This is a genomic window from Sphingomonas sp. Leaf357, assembly GCF_001423845.1.
Lineage (GTDB): Bacteria > Pseudomonadota > Alphaproteobacteria > Sphingomonadales > Sphingomonadaceae > Sphingomonas.
Map to the genome: position 1 here is coordinate 1,355,255 of NZ_LMPM01000001.1, position 19,500 is coordinate 1,374,754.

The 19,500-nt window shown below is 66.5% G+C and carries 20 protein-coding genes and 1 pseudogene; 11 read left to right on the forward strand and 10 right to left on the reverse strand.

Translation table 11 applies throughout. The annotated features are described in order from the left end of the window. Nucleotides 1-9: 9 nt before the first annotated feature. From ASG11_RS06280 to ASG11_RS06285, 3 genes and pseudogenes are all read left to right on the forward strand, one after another. A pseudogene (locus tag ASG11_RS06280) lies at nt 10-1,284 on the forward strand (acetyl-CoA carboxylase biotin carboxylase subunit); the annotation flags it as partial. 450 nt (nt 1,285-1,734) lie between these two features. Next, on the forward strand, nt 1,735-1,938 hold the full coding sequence (locus ASG11_RS19470) for an acetyl-CoA carboxylase biotin carboxyl carrier protein subunit (protein WP_443024476.1): 204 nt from the start codon (nt 1,735-1,737) through the stop codon (nt 1,936-1,938). A 133-nt stretch (nt 1,939-2,071) separates the two neighbouring features. Then, nucleotides 2,072-2,524, forward strand: coding sequence for a MaoC family dehydratase (locus ASG11_RS06285; RefSeq protein ID WP_055776586.1), 453 nt, complete (start codon nt 2,072-2,074; stop codon nt 2,522-2,524). A gap of 24 nt (nt 2,525-2,548) precedes the next feature. Here ASG11_RS06285 and ASG11_RS06290 read toward each other — a convergent pair whose 3' ends face one another. Both ASG11_RS06290 and ASG11_RS06295 read right to left on the reverse strand, forming a co-directional pair. Beyond that, the gene (locus tag ASG11_RS06290; protein ID WP_055776590.1) at nt 2,549-3,847 is read right to left on the reverse strand and encodes a glycoside hydrolase family 130 protein; all 1,299 of its coding nucleotides are present in this window, start codon (nt 3,845-3,847) and stop codon (nt 2,549-2,551) included. 192 nt (nt 3,848-4,039) lie between these two features. Then, a complete protein-coding gene (locus tag ASG11_RS06295; RefSeq protein WP_055776593.1) occupies nt 4,040-5,338 on the reverse strand; it encodes a dicarboxylate/amino acid:cation symporter in 1,299 nt (432 codons plus the stop codon). 204 nt (nt 5,339-5,542) lie between these two features. On the opposite strand from ASG11_RS06295, the gene ASG11_RS06300 reads away from it, so the two are divergent. After that, a complete protein-coding gene (locus ASG11_RS06300; RefSeq protein ID WP_055776596.1) occupies nt 5,543-6,706 on the forward strand; it encodes an alpha-hydroxy-acid oxidizing protein in 1,164 nt (387 codons plus the stop codon). Here the strand turns inward: ASG11_RS06300 and ASG11_RS06305 are convergent. Further along, the gene (locus ASG11_RS06305) at nt 6,703-7,608 is read right to left on the reverse strand and encodes a prephenate dehydratase (RefSeq protein WP_055780414.1); all 906 of its coding nucleotides are present in this window, start codon (nt 7,606-7,608) and stop codon (nt 6,703-6,705) included. The genes ASG11_RS06300 and ASG11_RS06305 overlap by 4 nt on opposite strands. 85 nt (nt 7,609-7,693) lie before the next feature. On the opposite strand from ASG11_RS06305, the gene ASG11_RS06310 reads away from it, so the two are divergent. Both ASG11_RS06310 and ASG11_RS06315 read left to right on the forward strand, forming a co-directional pair. Then, nucleotides 7,694-8,377, forward strand: a complete 684-nt coding sequence (locus ASG11_RS06310) for a c-type cytochrome (RefSeq protein ID WP_055776599.1) — start codon at nt 7,694-7,696, stop codon at nt 8,375-8,377. Between the two features lie 171 nt (nt 8,378-8,548). Beyond that, the gene (locus ASG11_RS06315) at nt 8,549-8,839 is read left to right on the forward strand and encodes a GIY-YIG nuclease family protein (protein WP_055776602.1); all 291 of its coding nucleotides are present in this window, start codon (nt 8,549-8,551) and stop codon (nt 8,837-8,839) included. Nucleotides 8,840-8,886: 47 nt separating this feature from the next. On the opposite strand, the gene ASG11_RS06320 is transcribed toward ASG11_RS06315, so the two are convergent. From ASG11_RS06320 to ASG11_RS06335, 4 genes are all read right to left on the reverse strand, one after another. Then, entirely contained in the window at nt 8,887-9,780 is an 894-nt protein-coding gene (locus ASG11_RS06320) for a TIGR00730 family Rossman fold protein (RefSeq protein WP_055776606.1), read from the reverse strand. A 65-nt stretch (nt 9,781-9,845) separates the two neighbouring features. Next, nucleotides 9,846-10,508 carry an extensin family protein gene (locus ASG11_RS06325; RefSeq protein WP_082472628.1) on the reverse strand — a complete coding sequence of 221 codons (663 nt, stop codon included), beginning with the start codon at nt 10,506-10,508 and terminating at the stop codon, nt 9,846-9,848. A gap of 24 nt (nt 10,509-10,532) precedes the next feature. After that, nucleotides 10,533-11,114, reverse strand: a complete 582-nt coding sequence (locus ASG11_RS06330) for an HAAS signaling domain-containing protein (protein WP_055776609.1) — start codon at nt 11,112-11,114, stop codon at nt 10,533-10,535. Further along, nucleotides 11,104-11,445, reverse strand: coding sequence for a PadR family transcriptional regulator (locus ASG11_RS06335; protein WP_055776614.1), 342 nt, complete (start codon nt 11,443-11,445; stop codon nt 11,104-11,106). The genes ASG11_RS06330 and ASG11_RS06335 overlap by 11 nt, the downstream gene beginning before the upstream one ends. 148 nt (nt 11,446-11,593) lie before the next feature. Between ASG11_RS06335 and ASG11_RS06340 the strand changes: the two genes are divergently transcribed. The 5 genes from ASG11_RS06340 to ASG11_RS06355 all read left to right on the forward strand — a co-directional run bounded on the left by ASG11_RS06340 (nt 11,594) and on the right by ASG11_RS06355 (nt 17,386). Further along, complete coding sequence (locus tag ASG11_RS06340; RefSeq protein WP_055776617.1) at nt 11,594-12,736, forward strand: phosphoserine transaminase; 1,143 nt, start codon at nt 11,594-11,596, stop codon at nt 12,734-12,736. A gap of 102 nt (nt 12,737-12,838) precedes the next feature. Continuing rightward, nucleotides 12,839-14,416 carry a phosphoglycerate dehydrogenase gene (serA, locus tag ASG11_RS06345; RefSeq protein WP_055776621.1) on the forward strand — a complete coding sequence of 526 codons (1,578 nt, stop codon included), beginning with the start codon at nt 12,839-12,841 and terminating at the stop codon, nt 14,414-14,416. A gap of 96 nt (nt 14,417-14,512) precedes the next feature. Continuing rightward, nucleotides 14,513-14,878, forward strand: coding sequence for an endonuclease domain-containing protein (locus ASG11_RS18325; RefSeq protein ID WP_082472629.1), 366 nt, complete (start codon nt 14,513-14,515; stop codon nt 14,876-14,878). Beyond that, nucleotides 14,875-15,987, forward strand: a complete 1,113-nt coding sequence (locus ASG11_RS06350) for an ATP phosphoribosyltransferase regulatory subunit (RefSeq protein ID WP_055776623.1) — start codon at nt 14,875-14,877, stop codon at nt 15,985-15,987. The genes ASG11_RS18325 and ASG11_RS06350 overlap by 4 nt, the downstream gene beginning before the upstream one ends. 109 nt (nt 15,988-16,096) lie before the next feature. After that, nucleotides 16,097-17,386 carry an adenylosuccinate synthase gene (locus tag ASG11_RS06355; protein WP_055776624.1) on the forward strand — a complete coding sequence of 430 codons (1,290 nt, stop codon included), beginning with the start codon at nt 16,097-16,099 and terminating at the stop codon, nt 17,384-17,386. A 184-nt stretch (nt 17,387-17,570) separates the two neighbouring features. Here ASG11_RS06355 and ASG11_RS06360 read toward each other — a convergent pair whose 3' ends face one another. The 3 genes from ASG11_RS06360 to ASG11_RS18330 form a co-directional block, all read right to left on the reverse strand. After that, entirely contained in the window at nt 17,571-17,873 is a 303-nt protein-coding gene (locus tag ASG11_RS06360) for a hypothetical protein (protein WP_055776631.1), read from the reverse strand. A gap of 101 nt (nt 17,874-17,974) precedes the next feature. After that, entirely contained in the window at nt 17,975-19,051 is a 1,077-nt protein-coding gene (gene aroC / locus ASG11_RS06365) for a chorismate synthase (protein ID WP_055776634.1), read from the reverse strand. Next, the gene (locus ASG11_RS18330; RefSeq protein WP_082472630.1) at nt 19,048-19,467 is read right to left on the reverse strand and encodes an endonuclease domain-containing protein; all 420 of its coding nucleotides are present in this window, start codon (nt 19,465-19,467) and stop codon (nt 19,048-19,050) included. The genes aroC and ASG11_RS18330 overlap by 4 nt, the downstream gene beginning before the upstream one ends. Nucleotides 19,468-19,500 lie beyond the last annotated feature (33 nt).

A 19,500-nucleotide genomic window follows, 5' to 3' on the forward strand; every position in this document is an offset into this window, starting at 1 on the left:
GTTGGTCACATGCTGAAATCCCTGCTCATCGCCAATCGTGGCGAGATCGCCTGCCGGATCATCCGCACCGCGCGGGCGATGGGCATCCGCACCATCGCGGTCTATTCCGACGCCGATGCCAAGGCGCTGCACGTTCGCCAGGCCGACGAAGCGGTGCATATCGGCCCCAGCCCGGCGCGCGAAAGCTACCTGGTCGGCGAGAAGATCATCGCCGCGGCGCTGGCGACGGGCGCGGAGGCGATCCATCCGGGTTACGGCTTCCTGTCCGAAAACGCCGATTTCGCGCAAAGCGTGATCGATGCCGGCCTGATCTGGGTCGGACCGAATCCCGACAGCATCCGCGCGATGGGGCTGAAGGATGCCGCCAAGCAGCGCATGATCGCGGCCGGCGTGCCGGTGACGCCGGGCTATCTCGGCGCGGACCAGTCGCCCGAACGGCTCGCCGCCGAGGCGGAGAAGGTTGGCTATCCCGTGCTGATCAAGGCGGTCGCGGGCGGTGGCGGCAAGGGCATGCGCCGCGTGGACGATCCCGCCGAATTCGCCGACGCGCTCGTCTCGTGCCAGCGCGAGGCGGCGTCCTCGTTCGGCAATACCGACGTGCTGATCGAGAAGTACATCCTCTCGCCCCGCCACATCGAGGTGCAGGTGTTCGGCGACACGCACGGCAACGTCGTCCATCTGTTCGAACGCGATTGCAGCCTCCAGCGCCGCCACCAGAAGGTGATCGAGGAAGCCCCCGCGCCCGGCATGGACGAGGCCACGCGCGCCGCGATCTGCGATGCGGCGGTCAAGGCGGCGCGGGCGGTCGACTATGTCGGCGCGGGCACGATCGAGTTCATCGCCGACGCCAGCGAAGGCCTGCGCGCCGATCGCATCTGGTTCATGGAAATGAACACGCGCCTCCAGGTCGAACATCCGGTGACGGAGGAGATCACCGGCCAGGATCTGGTCGAATGGCAATTGCGCGTCGCGAGTGGCGAGACGCTGCCGAAGCGGCAGGATGAACTGGCGATCGACGGCTGGGCGATGGAAGCGCGGTTGTATGCGGAGGATCCCGCCAAGGGATTTCTGCCGAGCATGGGCAGAATAGAAATTCTGCGCCCCCATTCCGGATCCAGGTTCGAAACGGGAGTTTCCGAAGGCTCCGAGATCACGGGATATTACGACCCGATGATCGCCAAGATCGTGGTGCACGAGCCGGACCGCGAATCTGCTTGCGAATGGTTGGCTGCCGCTTGTGCGCAAACCGTAGTGTATCCGCTCAAGACCAATGCTTCGTTTCTGGTCCATTGTCTTGAGGATGAGGATTTTCGAACCGGACGGATCGATACCGGGTTTATCGCCAACAAGGGCGATGCGCTCGTGCCGCCGTCTCCAAGCAATCCGATGCTTGAGCGCGCGGCGGTGGCTGTATTGGTTCAGGAATATTACGGCCAGCCGAGGCACCTGTTCGCCATCCCGGAGGACCATCTCGACGGTCATCAGTGCGATCCATGGCGTGCTGCCATCGGATTTAGGCTCAATGCCGCTGCACGACAGGATGTTGCCATCTCGGTTGACGGCGCCACGCACATAGTCTCGCTTCCGAAAGACTGGCGCCAGCTTGAAGTGTCGGGCGAGCCGATCGGCGGCGGCGTAGTGGTCTACGAAGATGGCGTGACCCTGTTGGCATCGCCCGTTCGCGTTTCCGGCGCTGCCGCAGGCGCCGCCGCCGACGGCGCGATCCTGTCCCCCATGCCCGGCCGCATCATCGCGGTGGAGGTCGCCGCCGGCGACACGGTTACCAAGGGCCAGAAGCTCGTCACGCTGGAGGCGATGAAGATGGAGCACAGTCTGGTCGCGCCGTTCGACGGGACGGTCGCCGAACTGAACGCCGTCACCGGCGGACAGGTTAGCGAGGGTGCGGTCCTGATCCACATCGAGAAGGACGAGGCATGAGCGCCGTCTTCTCCCCGTTCGTGCTGAGCCTGTCGAAGCACCGCCTTTCTTGGTCTTCGTCGTCTCTGGGAGAAAGTAGAACAGCCCTTCGACAAGCTCAGGGCGAACGGCTGTTTGGGCGGGGACAAAGATAATGGCCGGCCGCTATTACGACGAATGGCAGGTCGGCGATCGCCTGACCCACGAGATCCGCCGCACGGTGACGGAAACCGACAATCTGCTGTTCTCGACGATGACGCACAACCCGCAGCCGCTGCACCTCGATATCGAGGCGGCGAAGGCCAGCGAGTTCGGACAAATTCTCGTCAACGGCACCTTCACCTTCGCGCTGATGATCGGCCTGTCGGTCGGCGATACGACGCTCGGCACGCTGGTCGCCAATCTCGGCTACGACAAGCTGGTCATGCCGAACCCGGTATTCATCGGCGATACGATGCGCGCCGAGACCGAGGTGTCCGAGTTGAAGGACAGCCGGTCGCGGCCCAATGCCGGCATCGTCACCTTCACGCACCGGCTGATAAACCAGCGCGACCAGATCGTCTGCCAGTGCCTGCGCAGCGCGCTGTTGTTGCGGCGGGCCGGCTAACGGGGGCGGGTAGCACGCAACTCGCTACTCCATCACCGCCAGCAACCGTTCCACCGTCGTCGTCGCGAACGCGGCGAAATTGTCCGCCACGCCGTACGGGATCATCACGTCGCGCCCCTTGAGCAGCGCGCCGCAGCTGTAGACGACATTGGGCACGTATCCGTCGCGCTCGTTCGGGCTCGGCGTCAGGATCGGCTCCGGCGTGCGCGCGAGCAGTTTCGAAGGATCGGCCTTGTCGAGCAGGCATGCGCCCATGCAGTAATTGCGCACCGTACCGACGCCGTGGGTGAACACCAGCCAGCCCTCGTCGATCTCGATCGGCGAACCGCAATTGCCCATCTGGACGAATTCCCACGGATATTTCGGCGAGACCACCTTCACCCCGCCGTTCCACACCAGGATGTCGTCGGACCGGTGCAGCCAGATGCTCTCGCTGTCCTGCCGCCCAAGCATGACATATTGCCCGTCGATCCGGCGCGGGAACAGCGCCATGCCCTTGGCGCCGGCCGCATCGCCGGACAGCGCGCGCATCTCGAAATTTCGGAAATCGATGCCGGTCAGCAGTTCCGGCCGCGCCGCCGCCCCGCTGAACGCGGTATAGGTGCCGTGATAGGTCACGTCGCCATCGTCGTCGACGAACCGCACCAGCCGCAGATCCTCGATCCCCTGGCGCTGGCTGGGCAGGACGGGGAACAGCACCGTCTCCGATATCTCCCGGCTGCCGCCGCAATGCAGCTGCACGGTGGTGTGCGTATTGTCCTCGTCGTCGCCTTCGACCACCGGCGGCACCGCCGTCGCGCTTGCCGGATCGACCGTGATCTCGCCGCCCGGCACCCAATGGCCGGTGCGGAACGTGACCGAGGACACATGCCCTTCGCCGATCCCGCGCAGCGAGATGACGAAGCGCACGCCGCCGTCCGTCGCGCCCGACTGATCGTCCATCTCCACCGCGCTCGGGTTGAACAGGGCGGCGGCCTCGAACGAGAATTCCTCGCTGAAATAGGCGCCGATCAGCCGCTGATGCGCATCGCACGCATCGACCGGCCCGGAGAGTTGCTTGGCGATTTCCGCATAGCGACGGCGCAGCATGTCGTCGACGTCGCGGTGCCGCTCGTCGAGCGAATGGGTGAGCAGTTCGAGTTCGCTCTCCAGTTCCGCCTCGCTGAGCGTCAGGATGCGATCGACGATCGCCTGGGTGCGCGAGCTTCCCTCGACGCGAAAGGCTTCGGGATATTCGAGCGAAAAGGGGCGGACGACGGTGCGGGCGGGATCGGGGCGGAGGATGATGTCGTGATGGTCGAGAACGGGCTGGCCATCTGGCATGAAAAGTCCTTTTCGGGGCGCGGGGGAGGGGTCGTTCGCGTGAACGCGCGGTCCGCTGGAACGGTCCCGATCATTCCGCCCCTCCCTGGAAGGGAGGGGGCGGGGGTGGGTCGGTATGGGGTGAAGTCAACGCTCCCTCGTGAGCGACCCACCCCCAGCCCCTCCCTTCCAGGGAGGGGAGCCTTCGTACGACTAGCGCGCCGTCTTTCCCCCGAGCGCCGCCGCCAGCGCGTCCCGGTCCAGCGCATTCTCCCACCGCGCGATCACCACCGAGGCGACGGCATTGCCCATGAAGTTGGTCAGGCTGCGGCATTCGCTCATGAAGCGATCGACGCCGAGGATCAGCGCCATGCCCGCCACCGGCACGCTCGGCACGATCGACAGCGTCGCGGCGAGCGTGATGAACCCCGCGCCGGTCACCCCCGCCGCGCCCTTCGACGACAGCATCGCCACGCCGAGCAGCGCCAGTTCGTCGCCCAGCGTCAGATGCACGTTGCACGCCTGCGCGATGAACAACGCGGCCAGCGTCATGTAGATGTTGGTGCCGTCCAGATTGAACGAATAGCCGGTCGGCACGACCAGCCCGACGACCGATTTGTCGCATCCCGCGCGTTCCATCTTGGCGATCAGGTTGGGCAGTGCCGCTTCAGACGAGGAGGTGCCCAGCACCAGCAGCAATTCGGCCTTAAGATAGGCGATCAGCTTCAGGATCGAGAATCCGTGCAGCCGCGCGACCGCGCCCAGGATCACCAGCACGAAGAAGATCGAGGTGAGGTAGAAGGTCGCCACCAGCCCGCCGAGATTGACGAGGCTGCCCGCGCCATATTTGCCGACCGTGAAGGCGATCGCCCCGAACGCGCCGATCGGCGCCACGCGCATCAATATGCCGACCAGCCGGAACACGACGATCGACAGCCGCTCGATCAGGTCCAGCACCGGCCCGGCCGGTTCGCCGACCAGGCTCAGCGCGATGCCGAACAGGATCGCGACGAACAACGTCTGCAGGATCGACCCGTCGGTCAGTGCCGACACCATCGTGGTCGGCACGATCGCCATGATGAAGCCGACCGTGCTCGTCTCAGCGGCGGCGTGGCTATAGGTCGCGACCGCCCCGGCATCGAGCGTCGCCGGATCGATGTTCATCCCCGCGCCCGGGCGCACGAGATTGGCGACGATCAGCCCGACGATCAGCGCGACCGTCGAGAAGAACAGGAAGTATCCGAACGCCTTGGCCGCGACACGCCCGACCGTCTTCAATTCGCGCATCCCCGCGATGCCGCTGACGACGCTCAGGAAGATGACGGGCGCGATGATCATTTTGACCAGCTTGATGAAGAAATCGCCCAGCGGCTTCATCGCCTCGCCCGTTTCGGCCGAGAAATGCCCGAGCAGCGCGCCGGCGACGATCGCCACGATCACCTGGACGTAGAGGATCTTGTAGAACGGAACGTGCGGCGGCGGGGTAAGGGGCGTATCGGTCGCTATCTTCATCTTGGTCCCCTCAAGAGCCTCGGCGTTCGCAGACGCCTCGGCCACCGTCACCCCGGACGTGTTCCGGGGTCCACCGTGCCGCGTTCTTGGCGCGCGACCCTTGCGTGTGGCCTAGCCGCTCGGTGGACCCCGGAACAAGTCCGGGGTGACGAATAGTGCGACGATCTGGCACAATACTGCAAAAGCAAAGCACGGAGCGGAAGCATGCCCAATTACGGCGCCTATCAGAACGAGATCTACGGCGCGGGCCTCGGTGGCGTGTTGCCCAAGGTGCCGGTCGATTACGCGACCCTCGTCGCCCGGGCCGAGGCCGCGATGCCGCCTTATGTGTTGAACTACGTGCAGGGCGGGTGCGGCGACGAGACCACGCAGAACCGCAACCGCAGCGCGTTCGACCATTGGGGCATGGTCCCGCGCATGATGGTCGATGCCGGCGAGCGCGATCTGTCGATCGACCTGCTCGGCATGAAACTCCCCACGCCTCTGTTCATGTGCCCGATCGGCGTCACCGGCATCTGCACGCAGGACGGGCATGGCGACATCGCCGCGGCCAAGGCCGCCGCGATCACCGGCGTGCCGTTGTGCGCCTCGACCTTGGCCAACGATTCCATGGAGGATGTGCTGAAGGCGAGCGGCGAGACGCCCGGCCTGTTCCAGCTTTACACCCCGCGCGATCCGGATCTCGCCGCCAGTCTGGTCGGTCGGGCCGAGGCGGCGGGCTACAAGGCGATCGTCGTCACGCTGGACACCTGGGTGACGGGCTGGCGACCGCGCGACCTGAACACCGGCAACTTCCCGCAATTGCGCGGGCACGTGCTGGAGAATTACTTCTGCGATCCTGTCTTCCAGCGCCTGCTCGGCAAGCCGGTCGCGGGCAATCTGCCCGAGGCGATCGGGCTGTGGAGCCGCCTGTTCGGCAAGGTGCTGACCTGGGACGACATGCCTTGGTTGAAATCGCTGACCAAGCTGCCGATCGTGCTGAAGGGCATCTGCCACGGCGACGATGCGCGCCGCGCGGTCGATGCCGGGGCGGGCGGCATCTATTGCTCCAATCATGGCGGACGGCAGGCCAATGGCGGCATCGCCGCGATCGATTTGCTGCCGGAGGTGGTCGCCGGGGCGGGGGGCGTGCCGGTAATGTTCGATTCGGGAATCCGATCGGGCAGCGACGTGGTCAAGGCGCTGGCGCTGGGGGCGACGGCGGTCGGAGTCGGGCGGCCCTACAGCTACGGCCTCGCGCTGGATGGCGCGGCGGGGGCGGCGCATGTGCTGAAATGCATCCTGGCCGAGGCGGACCTGATGATGGCGGTCAACGGCTATCCGACGATCGCCGCGGTGCGCGCGGAGGGTGCGCGGCGGCTGGATTAGCCCCGCGCGCGCGCCTGCCGATAGGTGCCGAGCAGGCGCACCCATTTCGAATGGAAGCGCAATTCCTCCAGCGCGCGGTCGAGCCCCGGGTCGCCGGGCTTGCCCTCGACATCGGCGAAGAATTCGGTCGCCGCGAAGGTGCCGCCGCGCTGATAGCTTTCCAGCTTGGTCATGTTGACGCCGTTGGTCGCGAACCCGCCCATCGCCTTGTACAGTGCGGCCGGCACGTTCTTCACCTCGAAGATCAGGGTCGTCATGTACGGCCCGTCGCCGCCCCTCTGACCTTCTGGCGTGGCGTGGCCCGCGCGCGCCAGCACCACGAAGCGCGTCGTGTTGTGATCGGCATCGGCCAGCCCCTCGGCAAGCAGGTTCAGCCCGTAGATCGCCGCCGCGCCGGGCGGGGCGAGCGCGGCGATCGTCGGATCGCCGCGTTCCGCGACCACCGCCGCCGCGCCCGCCGTGTCGGGATAGGATACCGGCTGGATATCGTGCTCGCGCAGCCAGTGGCGGCACTGGCCCAGCGCCTGCGGATGGCTCATCGCCTCGCGCACCTCGTCGCGCGTGCCGAGTCCCATCAGCGCATGCTTGATGCCGAGGAAATGTTCGCCGGTGATCACCAGGCCCGATTCGGGCAGCAGGAAGTGCATGTCGGCAACGCGGCCGTGCAAGGAATTTTCGATCGGGATGATCGCGCAATCCGCCCGCCCGTCGCGCACCGCGTCGATCGCATCGGCGAAATCGAAACAGGGCAAGGGCAGCCCATCCGGAAAGGCTTCCACCGCCGCAACATGGCTGTTCGCGCCGGGCGCGCCCTGGAACGCCACGGCGCGCGACGGGTCGGCTGCGGCGGCGGCGGTCATCCGCGCCACGATCGGGCGGGCGGGGGCGGCAAAATTCTCCATGAGGCCGCCGCGCTTAAGCGCCGCTTGCGGTGCGGGCAACGCGAATCTAAAGGAAACCGACTTTTGCGAACAGGCTGGGGCAGAAATGGACAATCGGACGAACACGATCGCGGGCTGGGTGCTGGCGGCATGCGGCGCGGCGCTGGGGCTGTCGATCGTCGGCGGCTTGGTGTTCCACGCCGAAAAGCCCGAGAAATTCGGCTTCCCGATCGAGGCTGCGGATGAAGGCGGCGACGCCGGCGGCGCGGCGGAAGTGCCGATCGCGACTCTGCTCGCCAGCGCCGATCCGGCCAAGGGCGCGGAAGTGTTCAAGAAATGCGCCGCCTGCCACACCATCAACCAGGGTGGCGCGAACGGCATCGGCCCGAACCTGTACGGCACGCTGGGCGAAGGCGTGGCCGAGGGCAAGGGCGGCTTCGCCTTCTCGGACGCGCTGAAGGCCAAGGGCGGCAAGTGGGATTTCGAGACGATGAGCGCCTGGCTCACGTCCCCGCGCAAGTTCGCCCCGGGCACAAAGATGACCTTCGCCGGCATCGGCAACGGCCAGGATCGCGCCAACGTGTTGGCCTACATCAATTCGATGGGCAGCAACCTGCCGCTCCCGGCGGCCCCCGCCGCGACGGCGCCGGCCGGTGCCCCCGCCGATCCTGGCGGCAAGGCCGCCCCGACGACCGACGATCTCGGCAACAAGGCCGCCCCGGCGACCGGCGCGCCCTCGATCGACCCGGCCGCCGCCGTACGCGGCGCGAAGGAAGACGCGAAGAAGTGATGTGACTGGCGGGGATGGTCGCTCGGTCGATCTCCCCGTTATCCCTACCCCCGTCATCCCCGCGAAAGCGGGGACCCATCTCCTACGCTTTCCTTTATCACAATGGTTGCGTTGTGGGCATCGGTGCGAGATGGGTCCCCGCTTTCGCGGGGATGACGGCGTGAGGGCGCGATGGCCCGCGCCTACGTCTACATCATCGCCAATCGCCGCAACGGCGCGCTCTACATTGGTGTAACGAACGGAATCGCGCGCCGGATGGCCGAGCATCGCGCCCGCAAGGGCAGCGCGTTCTGCATCAAATACGGCATCGACAAGCTGATATATGTCGAGGCGTCGGAAACGATTGCCGACGCCATTGCCCGTGAAAAGGCGCTCAAGGGTTGGAATCGCGCGTGGAAGATCGCGCTGATCCAGCGCGGCAATCCCGATTGGCGCGACCTGTTCTTCGAGATCGACGGATAGCCTCGCGGCCCGTCATCCCCGCCTGCGCGGGGAGGACGGGCTTGAGGCTATTCCGCCGCCGCGATCGAAGGCTCGCGGTAGAAGTCCTGCACCACGGCCCAGGCTTCGTCCGCCGTCTCGACGAAGGTGAACAGGTTCATGTCGCGCGGCGAGACCACGCCCTCGTCGACCAGCGCCTGGAAATTCACCACCTTGTTCCAGAATTCCTTGCCGAACAGCAGCACCGGGATCGGTTTGATCTTGCCGGTCTGAATGAGCGTCAGCAGTTCGAACAGCTCGTCGAACGTGCCGAACCCGCCCGGGAACGCCGCCAGTGCGCGGGCGTGGAGCAGGAAGTGCATCTTGCGCAGCGCGAAATAGTGGAACTGCATCGACAGGTGCGGCGTGACGTACGGGTTCGGTGCCTGTTCGTGCGGCAGGACGATGTTCAGGCCGATCGATTCCTGGCCTTCGTCCGCGGCACCGCGATTCGCCGCCTCCATGATCGACGGCCCGCCGCCCGAGCAGACGACGAACTGGCGCTTGCCGGCTTCGTCGAGCGGGCACTGGCTGACCTTGCGGGCGAGATCGCGCGCGACCTCGTAATATTTCGACTTGGCGACCAGGCTCTCGGCGATACGGATGCCCTGCACATTGTCGCCTTCAGCAGCGCGCGCGATGTCGAGCAGCGCCTGCGCCTTGTCCGGCTCCGGGATACGCGCCGATCCATAGAACACGAAGGTCGAGGCGATGTTCGCCTCTTCCAGGATCAGCTCCGGCTTCAGCAGTTCGAGCTGGAAGCGCACCGGGCGCAGATCCTCGCGCAGCAGGAAATCCATGTCTTGGAATGCGAGGCGGAAGCTGGGGTTTTCGGTCTGCGGAGTGTGCACGCCGGCATTGGCGGTCTCGGCATCCTGGCGGGCGCGCGGAAAGACGCGCGATGGAACGTGTGTATCGGTCATCAACGGCCCTTAGAGCAAAGCGACGAGCGTTTGAAGATGTCTCTCGGCGCTTCTTGAACAGGGCATCAGCGGCAGAAGTTGGCGCGATCGTCCTCGAAATGCAGGTGGTTGTAATGCGCCGCATTGTAATCGGGGCTCAGCACCGTGCCGAAGCGCTTGCACGCCGAGGCGCGGATCGTGCGCAGGAAATCGAGCACCGCCGGATCGGTCGATCGCCAGTCCTGCTGGATCGTGATGCGCCGCCCGTCGGCCAGCACGAAGCCCGAGATATCGACCGCATTGGCCGTGGCATGGCCGGACAGGCGCGTATAGGCGCTGGCGGTGCCGACCGTGTTGCGGCAGGCATAGGTGCCCATCGTCTCAATCTTCACCACGTCGCTGCCGAGGATCTGGTGCGCGGCCGGCGCCACGCCGCTGCGCGCCCAGCCGATGAACGCGCGGGCAAGACCGCAGCGCATGCCCTTTATGCCGGTGACGGGCAGCCCGACATCGATCAGCTGCACCGCGCCGATCACCTGACACCCGCCGCCGAAATCGCGATCCGGCAGCGGCGAATAACGCACGCCGATGCGCGACAGATCGGCGAAGCACGCCCGTGTCTCGCTCGACGTCGGGATGTTCAGCGTCACCGGCCGAGCGCCCGCCGGGCGGGGCGGCGGGCGATTGCTGTCGCTGCCGCCGCTACAGGCGGAAAGCAGTAGAAGGACGAGGAGTGGATAACGCTTCACCGGCTCTGCGTAAGCCGAACCGGGTCAGCGCGGAATAGCCGCCAGCCGCCGCCGTGCGACGGAGCGCAGCACCTGCGTGCCGAACAGATAGCAGGCCAGTGCCGCGCCGATCGCGAGCGGCACGATCCACAGCCCGAGCAACTCATCCGCCCCCGACGGGCGATTCGCCACCAGTCCGGCGGTCAGGGCACCGCCTCGCTCTTTCCATAATCCGACATTCTGCGGCACGATCGGTTTGGCGATGGCGATCACGGCGAAGGCCAGCACGAACAGATAGCTCATCGCCGCACCGAACCCGGCCAAGGCGGCTCCGACGCTGCGGGATCCGCGATCGATCACCGCCAGCAGCAGATGGCCCGGCGCGATGCGGGCGAGCGCGCCGCTCAGGGCGTATTCCTCGACATAGCGTGCGGCGAGCATGTGCGGCGCCCCGAGCCGTGCGCGGGCGCGTTCCAGCGCATCCGAACCATCGGCGGCGCAATCGGTCAAATGGCTGTGGATTTCCGCGGCGATGCTCAGCCGATCCTCGTGCGGCAGGCTCTGCAAGCCCCATAACAGCTTACGGACATAGTGATCGATCTCGGTCGGCGTCTCGTCATGCGGCATGTTCTTGCTCCACTGCGGCGGAAACCATGTTGCGGAAATCGGCCCAGCGCAGCCGCATCGTCTCGGCCAGCGCGCGGCCTTGCGGCGTCAGCGCATAATATTTGCGCGGGTTCGCGCCGGGCTCGGGTGGCGACCAACGCGCCGAAATTCGCCCACTTCTTTCCAGCCGCGCGAGCAACGGATACAACGTGCCCTCGCTGACCAGATCGCCACCGGCATTGGCGCGGCGCAGGATCTGCAGGCCATACGCTTCGCCGTCCGATAGCGCCGACAGCACGACCAGTTCGGCGGCGCCCTTTCTCAACTGCGATTGCCAGGCTTCGATCTCCATACCGACGTCATAGCTAAACTAGTCATGCTATGCAAGGATGCATGCGTAGCATCGACATCGCCGATTGACACCTCATCCCACATCTCTAGAGGCGGCGACGGGCCACGCGGTCCCAACGCCGCGCGTGCTCTCTGTGAGGAGAGACTACATGACTGATCTACCTGCCGCCCCGGCGCATAAGCCGGCGCGTCCGTATTTTTCCAGCGGCCCGTGCGCGAAGCCGCCCGGCTGGAGCCCCGAGAAACTCGATACCGCCGTCCTCGGCCGCTCGCATCGCTCGAAGCTCGGCAAGGTGCGCCTGCAATATGCGATCGATCTGATGCGCGAGCTGCTGCGCCTGCCCGACACGCACCGCATCGGCATCGTCCCGGGATCGGATACCGGCGCGTTCGAGATGGCGATGTGGACGATGCTGGGTGCCAGGCCTGTCACGACGCTCGCCTGGGAAAGCTTCGGCGAAGGCTGGGTGATGGACGCCGTCAAGCAGCTCAAGATCGACCCGACCGTTATCCGCGCCGACTACGGCCAGCTGCCCGATCTCGCCGCGGTCGATTGGTCGAACGACGTGCTGTTCACCTGGAACGGCACCACCTCGGGCGTGCGCGTGCCGAATGCCGACTGGATCCCGGCCGACCGCGAGGGGCTGAGCTTCGCCGACGCGACGTCGGGCGTGTTCGCCTATGACATCGACTGGACGAAGATCGATGTCGCCACGTTCAGCTGGCAGAAGGTGCTGGGCGGGGAGGGCGGCCACGGCGTGCTGATCCTCGGCCCCCGCGCGGTCGAACGGCTCGAAAGCTACGCGCCGGCCTGGCCGCTGCCCAAGGTGTTCCGCCTCGTTTCCAAGGGCAAGCTGACCGAGGGCGTGTTCAAGGGCGAGACGATCAACACCCCGTCGATGCTGGCGGTGGAGGATGCGATACTCGCGCTGGAATGGGCGAAATCGGTCGGCGGCGCGGACGGGCTGATCGCGCGCAGCGACGCCAACGCGGCGGCCTTGGGCAAGATCGTCGCCGAGCGCGACTGGCTCGGGCATCTGGCGGCGGACGAAGCGTCGCGTTCGAAGACCAGCGTGTGCCTCACCGTCGAGGGTGCCGACGAGGCGTTCATCAAGGCGTTCGCGGCTCTCCTCGAAAAGGCCGATGCGGCGTACGACATCGCCGGCTACCGCGATGCGCCGGCGGGCTTGCGCATCTGGTGCGGCGCGACGGTGGACACCGCCGATATCGAGGCGCTCGGGCCGTGGCTCGACTGGGCCTATGCGACCGTGAAGGCGCAGGTCGCCGCTTAATTCTCGTCATCCCCGCGCAGGCGGGGATCCATACCAAGTGCCGTCAGCGATTATGGATCCCCGCCTGCGCGGGGATGACGGCTGTTTCGAAAGATATTCCCCATGCCAAAAGTACTCATCAGCGACGCAATGGACCCCAAGGCCGCGCAGATCTTCCGCGAGCGCGGCGTCGAAGTGGACGAGATCACCGGCAAGACGCCCGAGGAACTGATCGCGATCATCGGCGACTATGACGGCCTCGCGATCCGCTCTTCCACCAAGGTGACCAAGGCGATTCTCGCCGCCGCGACCAATCTCAAGGTCATCGGCCGCGCCGGGATCGGCGTGGACAATGTCGATATCCCCGCCGCCTCGGCGCAGGGCGTGGTCGTGATGAACACCCCGTTCGGCAATTCGATCACCACCGCCGAACACGCCATCGCGCTGATGTTCGCGCTCGCCCGCCAGCTTCCCGAGGCGGACGCCAGCACGCAGGCCGGCAAATGGGAGAAGAACCGCTTCATGGGCGTCGAGCTGACCGCCAAGACATTGGGCCTGATCGGCGCGGGCAATATCGGCGGCATCGTCGCCGATCGTGCGCGCGGCCTGAAGATGAAGGTCATTGCGTTCGATCCCTTCCTGTCGCCGGAACGCGCGCTCGAACTGGGCGTCGAGAAGGTCGAGCTGGACGATCTGCTCGCCCGCGCCGACTTCATCACTTTGCACACGCCGCTGACCGACCAGACGCGCAACATCCTGTCGGCGGAGAATCTCGCCAAGACCAAGCCGGGCGTGCGCATCATCAATTGCGCGCGCGGTGGGCTGATCGACGAGGCGGCGCTGAAGGCCGGGCTCGATTCGGGCCATATCGGCGGCGCGGCGCTCGACGTGTTCGTGCAGGAGCCGGCCAAGGAGAACCCGTTGTTCGGCACGCCCAACTTCGTTTCCACCCCGCATCTGGGTGCCTCGACCAACGAGGCTCAGGTCAATGTGGCGATCCAGGTCGCCGAGCAGATGGCGGACTATCTCGTGTCGGGCGGCGTGACCAACGCGCTCAACGTGCCGTCGCTGTCCGCCGAGGAAGCGCCGCGCCTGAAGCCGTACATGGCGCTCGCCGAGAAGCTCGGGTCGCTGGTCGGCCAGCTCACCACCGGGTCGATCGGCCGCATCTCGGTCCATACCGAGGGCGCCGCGGCCGAGCTGAACCCAAAGCCGATGGTCTCCGCCGTGCTGGCCGGGTTCCTGCGCACGCAGACCGACACCGTCAATATGGTCAACGCGCCTTTGCTCGCCAAGGAACGCGGCATCGAGGTGCGTGAGGTGCGCACCGAGCGCGAGGGCGATTACCACACGCTGCTGCGCGTCTCGGTCAAGACTGACGCGGGCGAGCGTTCGGTCGCCGGCACGCTGTTCGGCGATGCCGCGCCGCGCCTGGTCGAGCTGTTCGGCATCAAGGTCGAGGCCGACCTGGCCGGGCACATGCTGTACGTCGTCAACGAGGACGCGCCCGGCTTCATCGGTCGTTTGGGCTCGCTGCTCGGCGAGCAGGGCGTCAACATCGGCACCTTCCACCTCGGCCGCCGCTCGGCCGGTGGCGAGGCGGTGCTGCTGCTGTCGGTCGACGAACCGGTGTCGGCGGAACTCCTCGCCAAGGTGCGCGCCCTGGCCGGCGTCCGCACCGCGATGGGCCTGAGCTTCTAGGACATCTCCCTCTCCCCGCTTGCGGGGAGAGGGCCGGGGAGAGGGGCCGTGCCGCGAACCAGAACGTCCGGAACGATACTTGATTGCGCTAAGGTCATGCGCAGCGAGCCGACCGGACCGGAGGCGCGATTATGGTATCATCTTCGTGCAAAGCGCTTGAACGGCGTAAAATTCAGCCGCCAGGTCGTGATCGGGGCTTTCATTGCCGATTTCGCCGCTCGGTCGCATCGCCTCGTCATCGAGCTTGATGGCGATACGCATGCAGGCAACGAGGCGCGGGATGCGCAACGGACCGCGTGGCTTGAACGGCAGGGGTATCGTGTTATCCGGTTTGCGAATTCCGATGTCATGATCAATGAGGCGTCGGTCCTTGAAGCCATCATTGCCGCGCTTGCAACTGCCCCTCTCCCCAACCCTCTCCCCGCAAGCGGGGAGAGGGAGTCAGGTTCATCTTCCTTATGACCAATGCCCTTCTCCCAGAAGGTTTCCGTGACCGCCTGCCCCCTTATGCCGATGCCGCCGCGCGGCTGGAGGCGGCGGTGTTGGGGGCTGCGTACGCGCATGGCTACGAACGTGCCGACCCAGCCTTGGCCGAATTCGAGGCGGGGCTCGCCGGGCGGCTGAAATCGGCACGGGCGCAGGATTCGGTGCGCTTCGTCGATCCGGTCAGCCAGGCGACGCTGGCGGTTCGACCCGACATCACGGCGCAGATCGGGCGGATCGCCGCGACTCGGATGGGGCATCACCCGCGCCCCGTCCGCCTGTCCTATGCCGGCCCGATCCTGAAACTGCGCGCCTCGCAACTCAGCCCGGAGCGCGAACTGCGCCAGATCGGCTGCGAGTTGATCGGGCTGGATACGGTGGCGGCGGCGGTCGAGGTGACGCAGGTCGCGGTCGAGGCGCTCGCGGCGGCGGGCGTCACCGGCGTGTCGATCGATTTCACCTTGCCCGATCTGGTCGACATCCTCGCCGCCGGTCCGTTTCCGGTCGCCGCCGACAAGATCGATCTGCTGCGCGACCGGCTCGATGCCAAGGATGCCGGTGGCGTCACGGCGATCGCCCCCGCCTACCTTCCGCTGATCGAGGCGGCCGGCCCGTTCGAGGCGGCGCACCAGCGGCTGTGCGCCTTCGATGCCGGTGGCGCGCTGACCAGTCGGCTCGATGCGCTGTGGAAGATCGCCGAAAGCCTCAAGGGCCGGGTCGCGCTCACGCTCGATCCGACCGAGCGGCACGGCTTCGAATATCAAAGCTGGCTCGGCTTCTCGATCTTCGCGGATGCGGTGCGCGGCGAGATCGGGCGCGGCGGCAGCTACACGATCGTGCACGAAAACGGCGCGGAGGAGGCCGCGATGGGATTCTCGCTGTTCGCCGACGGCATCGTCGCGGCGGGCATCGGCGGCATCGCGCGGCGGCGGCTGTTCGTGCCGCTCGGCAGCGATGCGGCGCTGGCCGCCCGCATGCGCACCGATGGCTGGGTGACGGTCGCTGCGCTGGAAGCAGGCGATACGCCCGAGGCGCAATTGTGCACGCATATCCTGAGCCACGGCGTGGCGAGGCCGCTCTCGGCTTGACACCCGCGCGGCACCCCGGCAGGGGCGCACGCGCAGTTTCTGAACCCTCCGCGCGTCGAGCCCTGTCGAAGGGCGCGTGGAGTTGCCCGGCAGGCGGAGACTCGTATTCATGGCAAACGTAGCAGTGATCGGCGCCCAATGGGGCGATGAGGGCAAGGGCAAGATCGTCGACTGGCTCGCCGAGCGCGCCGATGTCGTCGTGCGCTTCCAGGGCGGTCACAATGCCGGTCACACTCTGGTCGTCGGCGAGAAGGTCTACAAGCTGTCGCTGCTGCCCTCGGGGATCGTGCGCGGTACGCCGTCGGTGATCGGCAATGGCGTGGTGCTCGATCCCTGGGCGCTCAAGGCCGAGATCGAGAAGCTGGCCGGGCAGGGGGTGGCGATCAGCCCCGAGACGCTGATGATCGCCGACAATTGCGCGCTGATCCTGCCGTTCCACCGCGATCTCGATTCGCTGCGCGAGGATGCCAGCGGCGCGGGCAAGATCGGCACCACGCGGCGCGGCATCGGCCCGGCCTATGAGGACAAGGTCGGCCGGCGTGCGATCCGGGTGTGCGATCTGGCGCATCTCGATGCGCTCGGGCCGCAATTCGATCGCCTGACCGCGCATCACGACGCGCTGCGCGCCGGCTTCGGCGAGCCGCCGATCGATCGTGAGGCACTGCTGGCCGAACTGCGCGAGATCGCCGGCTTCGTGCTGCAATTCGCCAAGCCGGTGTGGCGCGACCTCAACGCGCTGCGCGCCCGCGGGCGGCGCATCCTGTTCGAAGGCGCGCAGGGCGTGCTGCTCGATGTCGATCACGGCACGTATCCATTCGTCACCTCGTCGAACACGATCTCGGGCACCGCGGCGGGCGGCTCCGGCCTCGGCCCGAGTGCGGTGGGCTTCGTGCTCGGCATCGCCAAGGCCTATACGACCCGCGTCGGCTCCGGCCCGTTCCCGACCGAGTTGGAGGACGAGACCGGCGAGCGGCTGGGCGTGCGCGGCCACGAATTCGGCACCGTAACCGGTCGCAAGCGCCGCTGCGGCTGGTTCGATGCGGTGCTGGTGCGGCAATCGGCGGCGGTCGGCGGGATCACCGGCATCGCGCTGACCAAGATCGACGTGCTCGACGGGTTCGAGGAGGTGAAGATCTGCACCGGCTACACGCTGAACGGCGAAACGCTGGATTACTTCCCCTCGCACGCCGCCGATCAGGCGCAGGTCGTGCCGGTCTACGAGACGATGCCCGGCTGGAGCGAATCCACCGCCGGCGCACGCAGCTGGGCCGATTTGCCGGGTCAGGCGATCAAGTATATCCGCCGCATCGAGGAACTGATCAACTGCCCGGTGGCGCTGGTCTCGACCAGTCCGGAGCGCGAGGACACGATCCTGGTGCGCGATCCGTTCGCGGATTGATCGTCGGCTTAGACGTATCCCCCTTCCGTCGCCCTGAGCCTGTCGAAAAGGGCGCGTTCGGGGCATGTGCTTCGACAAGCTGAGCTCGAACAGAGTTTTTTTGGCCCGCTTGCGGACGCAATAAAAAAACCGGCCGCGAACACGAGGTTCGCGGCCGGCTGACGAAACTAGGTTCGTTCGAAGCTTATTTCGGCTTCTTCTTCGACTTCTTCGGTGTCTCGGAAGTCGTTGCCGGATCGGCCGACGTCGTCGTCGCCTGATCGGCACTCGGCGTTTCGGTCGTGGCCGGTGCCGTCGTCGTGGCAGGTGCGCTCGGGTCGACCGTGCTCATGTCGGTCGTGGTGGGCGTATCGGCTGGGGTAGCCGGTGCAGGCATCGTCGGCGTCGTGTTGGTGCCCGGCGTGGTCTGCGGCGTTGCCGGAGCATTCTGTGCAATAGCTGCGGTCGACAGGCCAATTGCTGCAAATCCAAGGATCAAGTTACGCATCGTTCTTCTCCTTTCCCGAAACATTCGGGTCGTAGGATAAAACGATCTTATGCTTGAAAGGTCGCTCCCTTCATCTCTGGATTCGAACCGCTGGCCGATCCTCATCCACATTGGGCGCGCTGGAGCAACGCTTGGTCGGCCAGCACCAGTGCCATCATCGCTTCTACTACTGGCGCACCACGAATACCGACGCACGGATCGTGGCGGCCCTTGGTCATGATCTCGGTCGCCGCGCCATCGCGGGTGATGGTGGGGACGGGGGTGAGGATCGAACTGGTCGGCTTGAAGGCGACGCGGACCAGCACCGGCTGGCCGGTCGATATGCCGCCGGCGATGCCGCCGGCATGGTTGGCGAGGAATTCCGGGCCGTCCGAACCCGCCTGCCCGGGGCGCATCGCATCGGCATTGTCCTCGCCGCGCAACGCAGCAGCGGCAAAACCGTCGCCGATCTCCACGCCCTTCACGGCATTGATGCTCATGCACGCGGCCGCCAGTTCGCTGTCCAGCTTGGCATAAAGCGGCGCGCCCCAGCCGGCCGGCACGCCGGTCGCCTCGCACGCGATCACCGCGCCCAAAGACGATCCGGACTTGCGCGCGGCGTCGATCAGGCTTTCCCAGCGCAGCGCGGCCACCGCGTCGGGACAGAAGAACGGGTTGCGCCCGATCTCGTCGGCATCGAAATTGGCCGGATCGATCGCGTCCCCGCCGATCGCCTCGACCCAGGCGCGGATTCGCACCTGCGGGATCACCAGCCGGGCCACCGCCCCCGCGGCGACCCGCGCCGCCGTCTCGCGCGCGGACGACCGTCCACCGCCGCGATAGTCGCGGAAACCGTATTTCGCGTCATAGGCGTAATCGGCATGGCCGGGCCGATAGGCGACCGCGACCTCGGAATAATCCTTCGAGCGCTGATCGACATTCTCGATCATCAGGCTGATCGGCGTGCCGGTGGTGCGGCCCTCGAACACGCCCGAGAGGATCTTCACCTGATCCGGCTCCTGCCGCTGCGTCGTGAAGCGCGACGTGCCGGGCCGCCGCTGGTCGAGGAACGGCTGGATATCGGCTTCGCCGAGCGCCAGACCGGGCGGGCAGCCATCGACCACCGCGCCCAGCGCCGGGCCGTGGCTCTCGCCCCAGGTGGTGAACCGGAAGACGCGACCGAAGGTGTTGTAGCTCAAATCTCCTCTCCCCATCGGGGGAGAGGAAGGGGCCCGCTCGGCGCAGCCGAGTGGGAAGGTGAGGGGACGAGCGACGCCCGGATCGCCTCCGCAACGCCCTCGATATTCGTCATCACATCGGCATTGGTGAGGCGCAGCACGCGATAGCCTTCTCGTTCGAGGAATGCCGTCCGTCGGGCATCTTCAAGCTCGGTTCCGCCATGTGTATCGCCGTCGATCTCAATCACCAGCCGCTCTGCCTGGCAAACGAAATCGGCGTAGAACGGCCCCAGGCGTTGCTGACGACGGAACTTGCGGCCGTCAAGCGCCCGGCCGCGCACGATCGCCCATAGTTTGTTTTCGGCTGGCGTAGCGGCCTGGCGGAGCTCCCGGGCGCGGGCGACGGAACCGTCGTTTGCAGCGTAGCGCGATCTCACTACCGCCCCTCACCCTCCCATGCTGCGCATGGG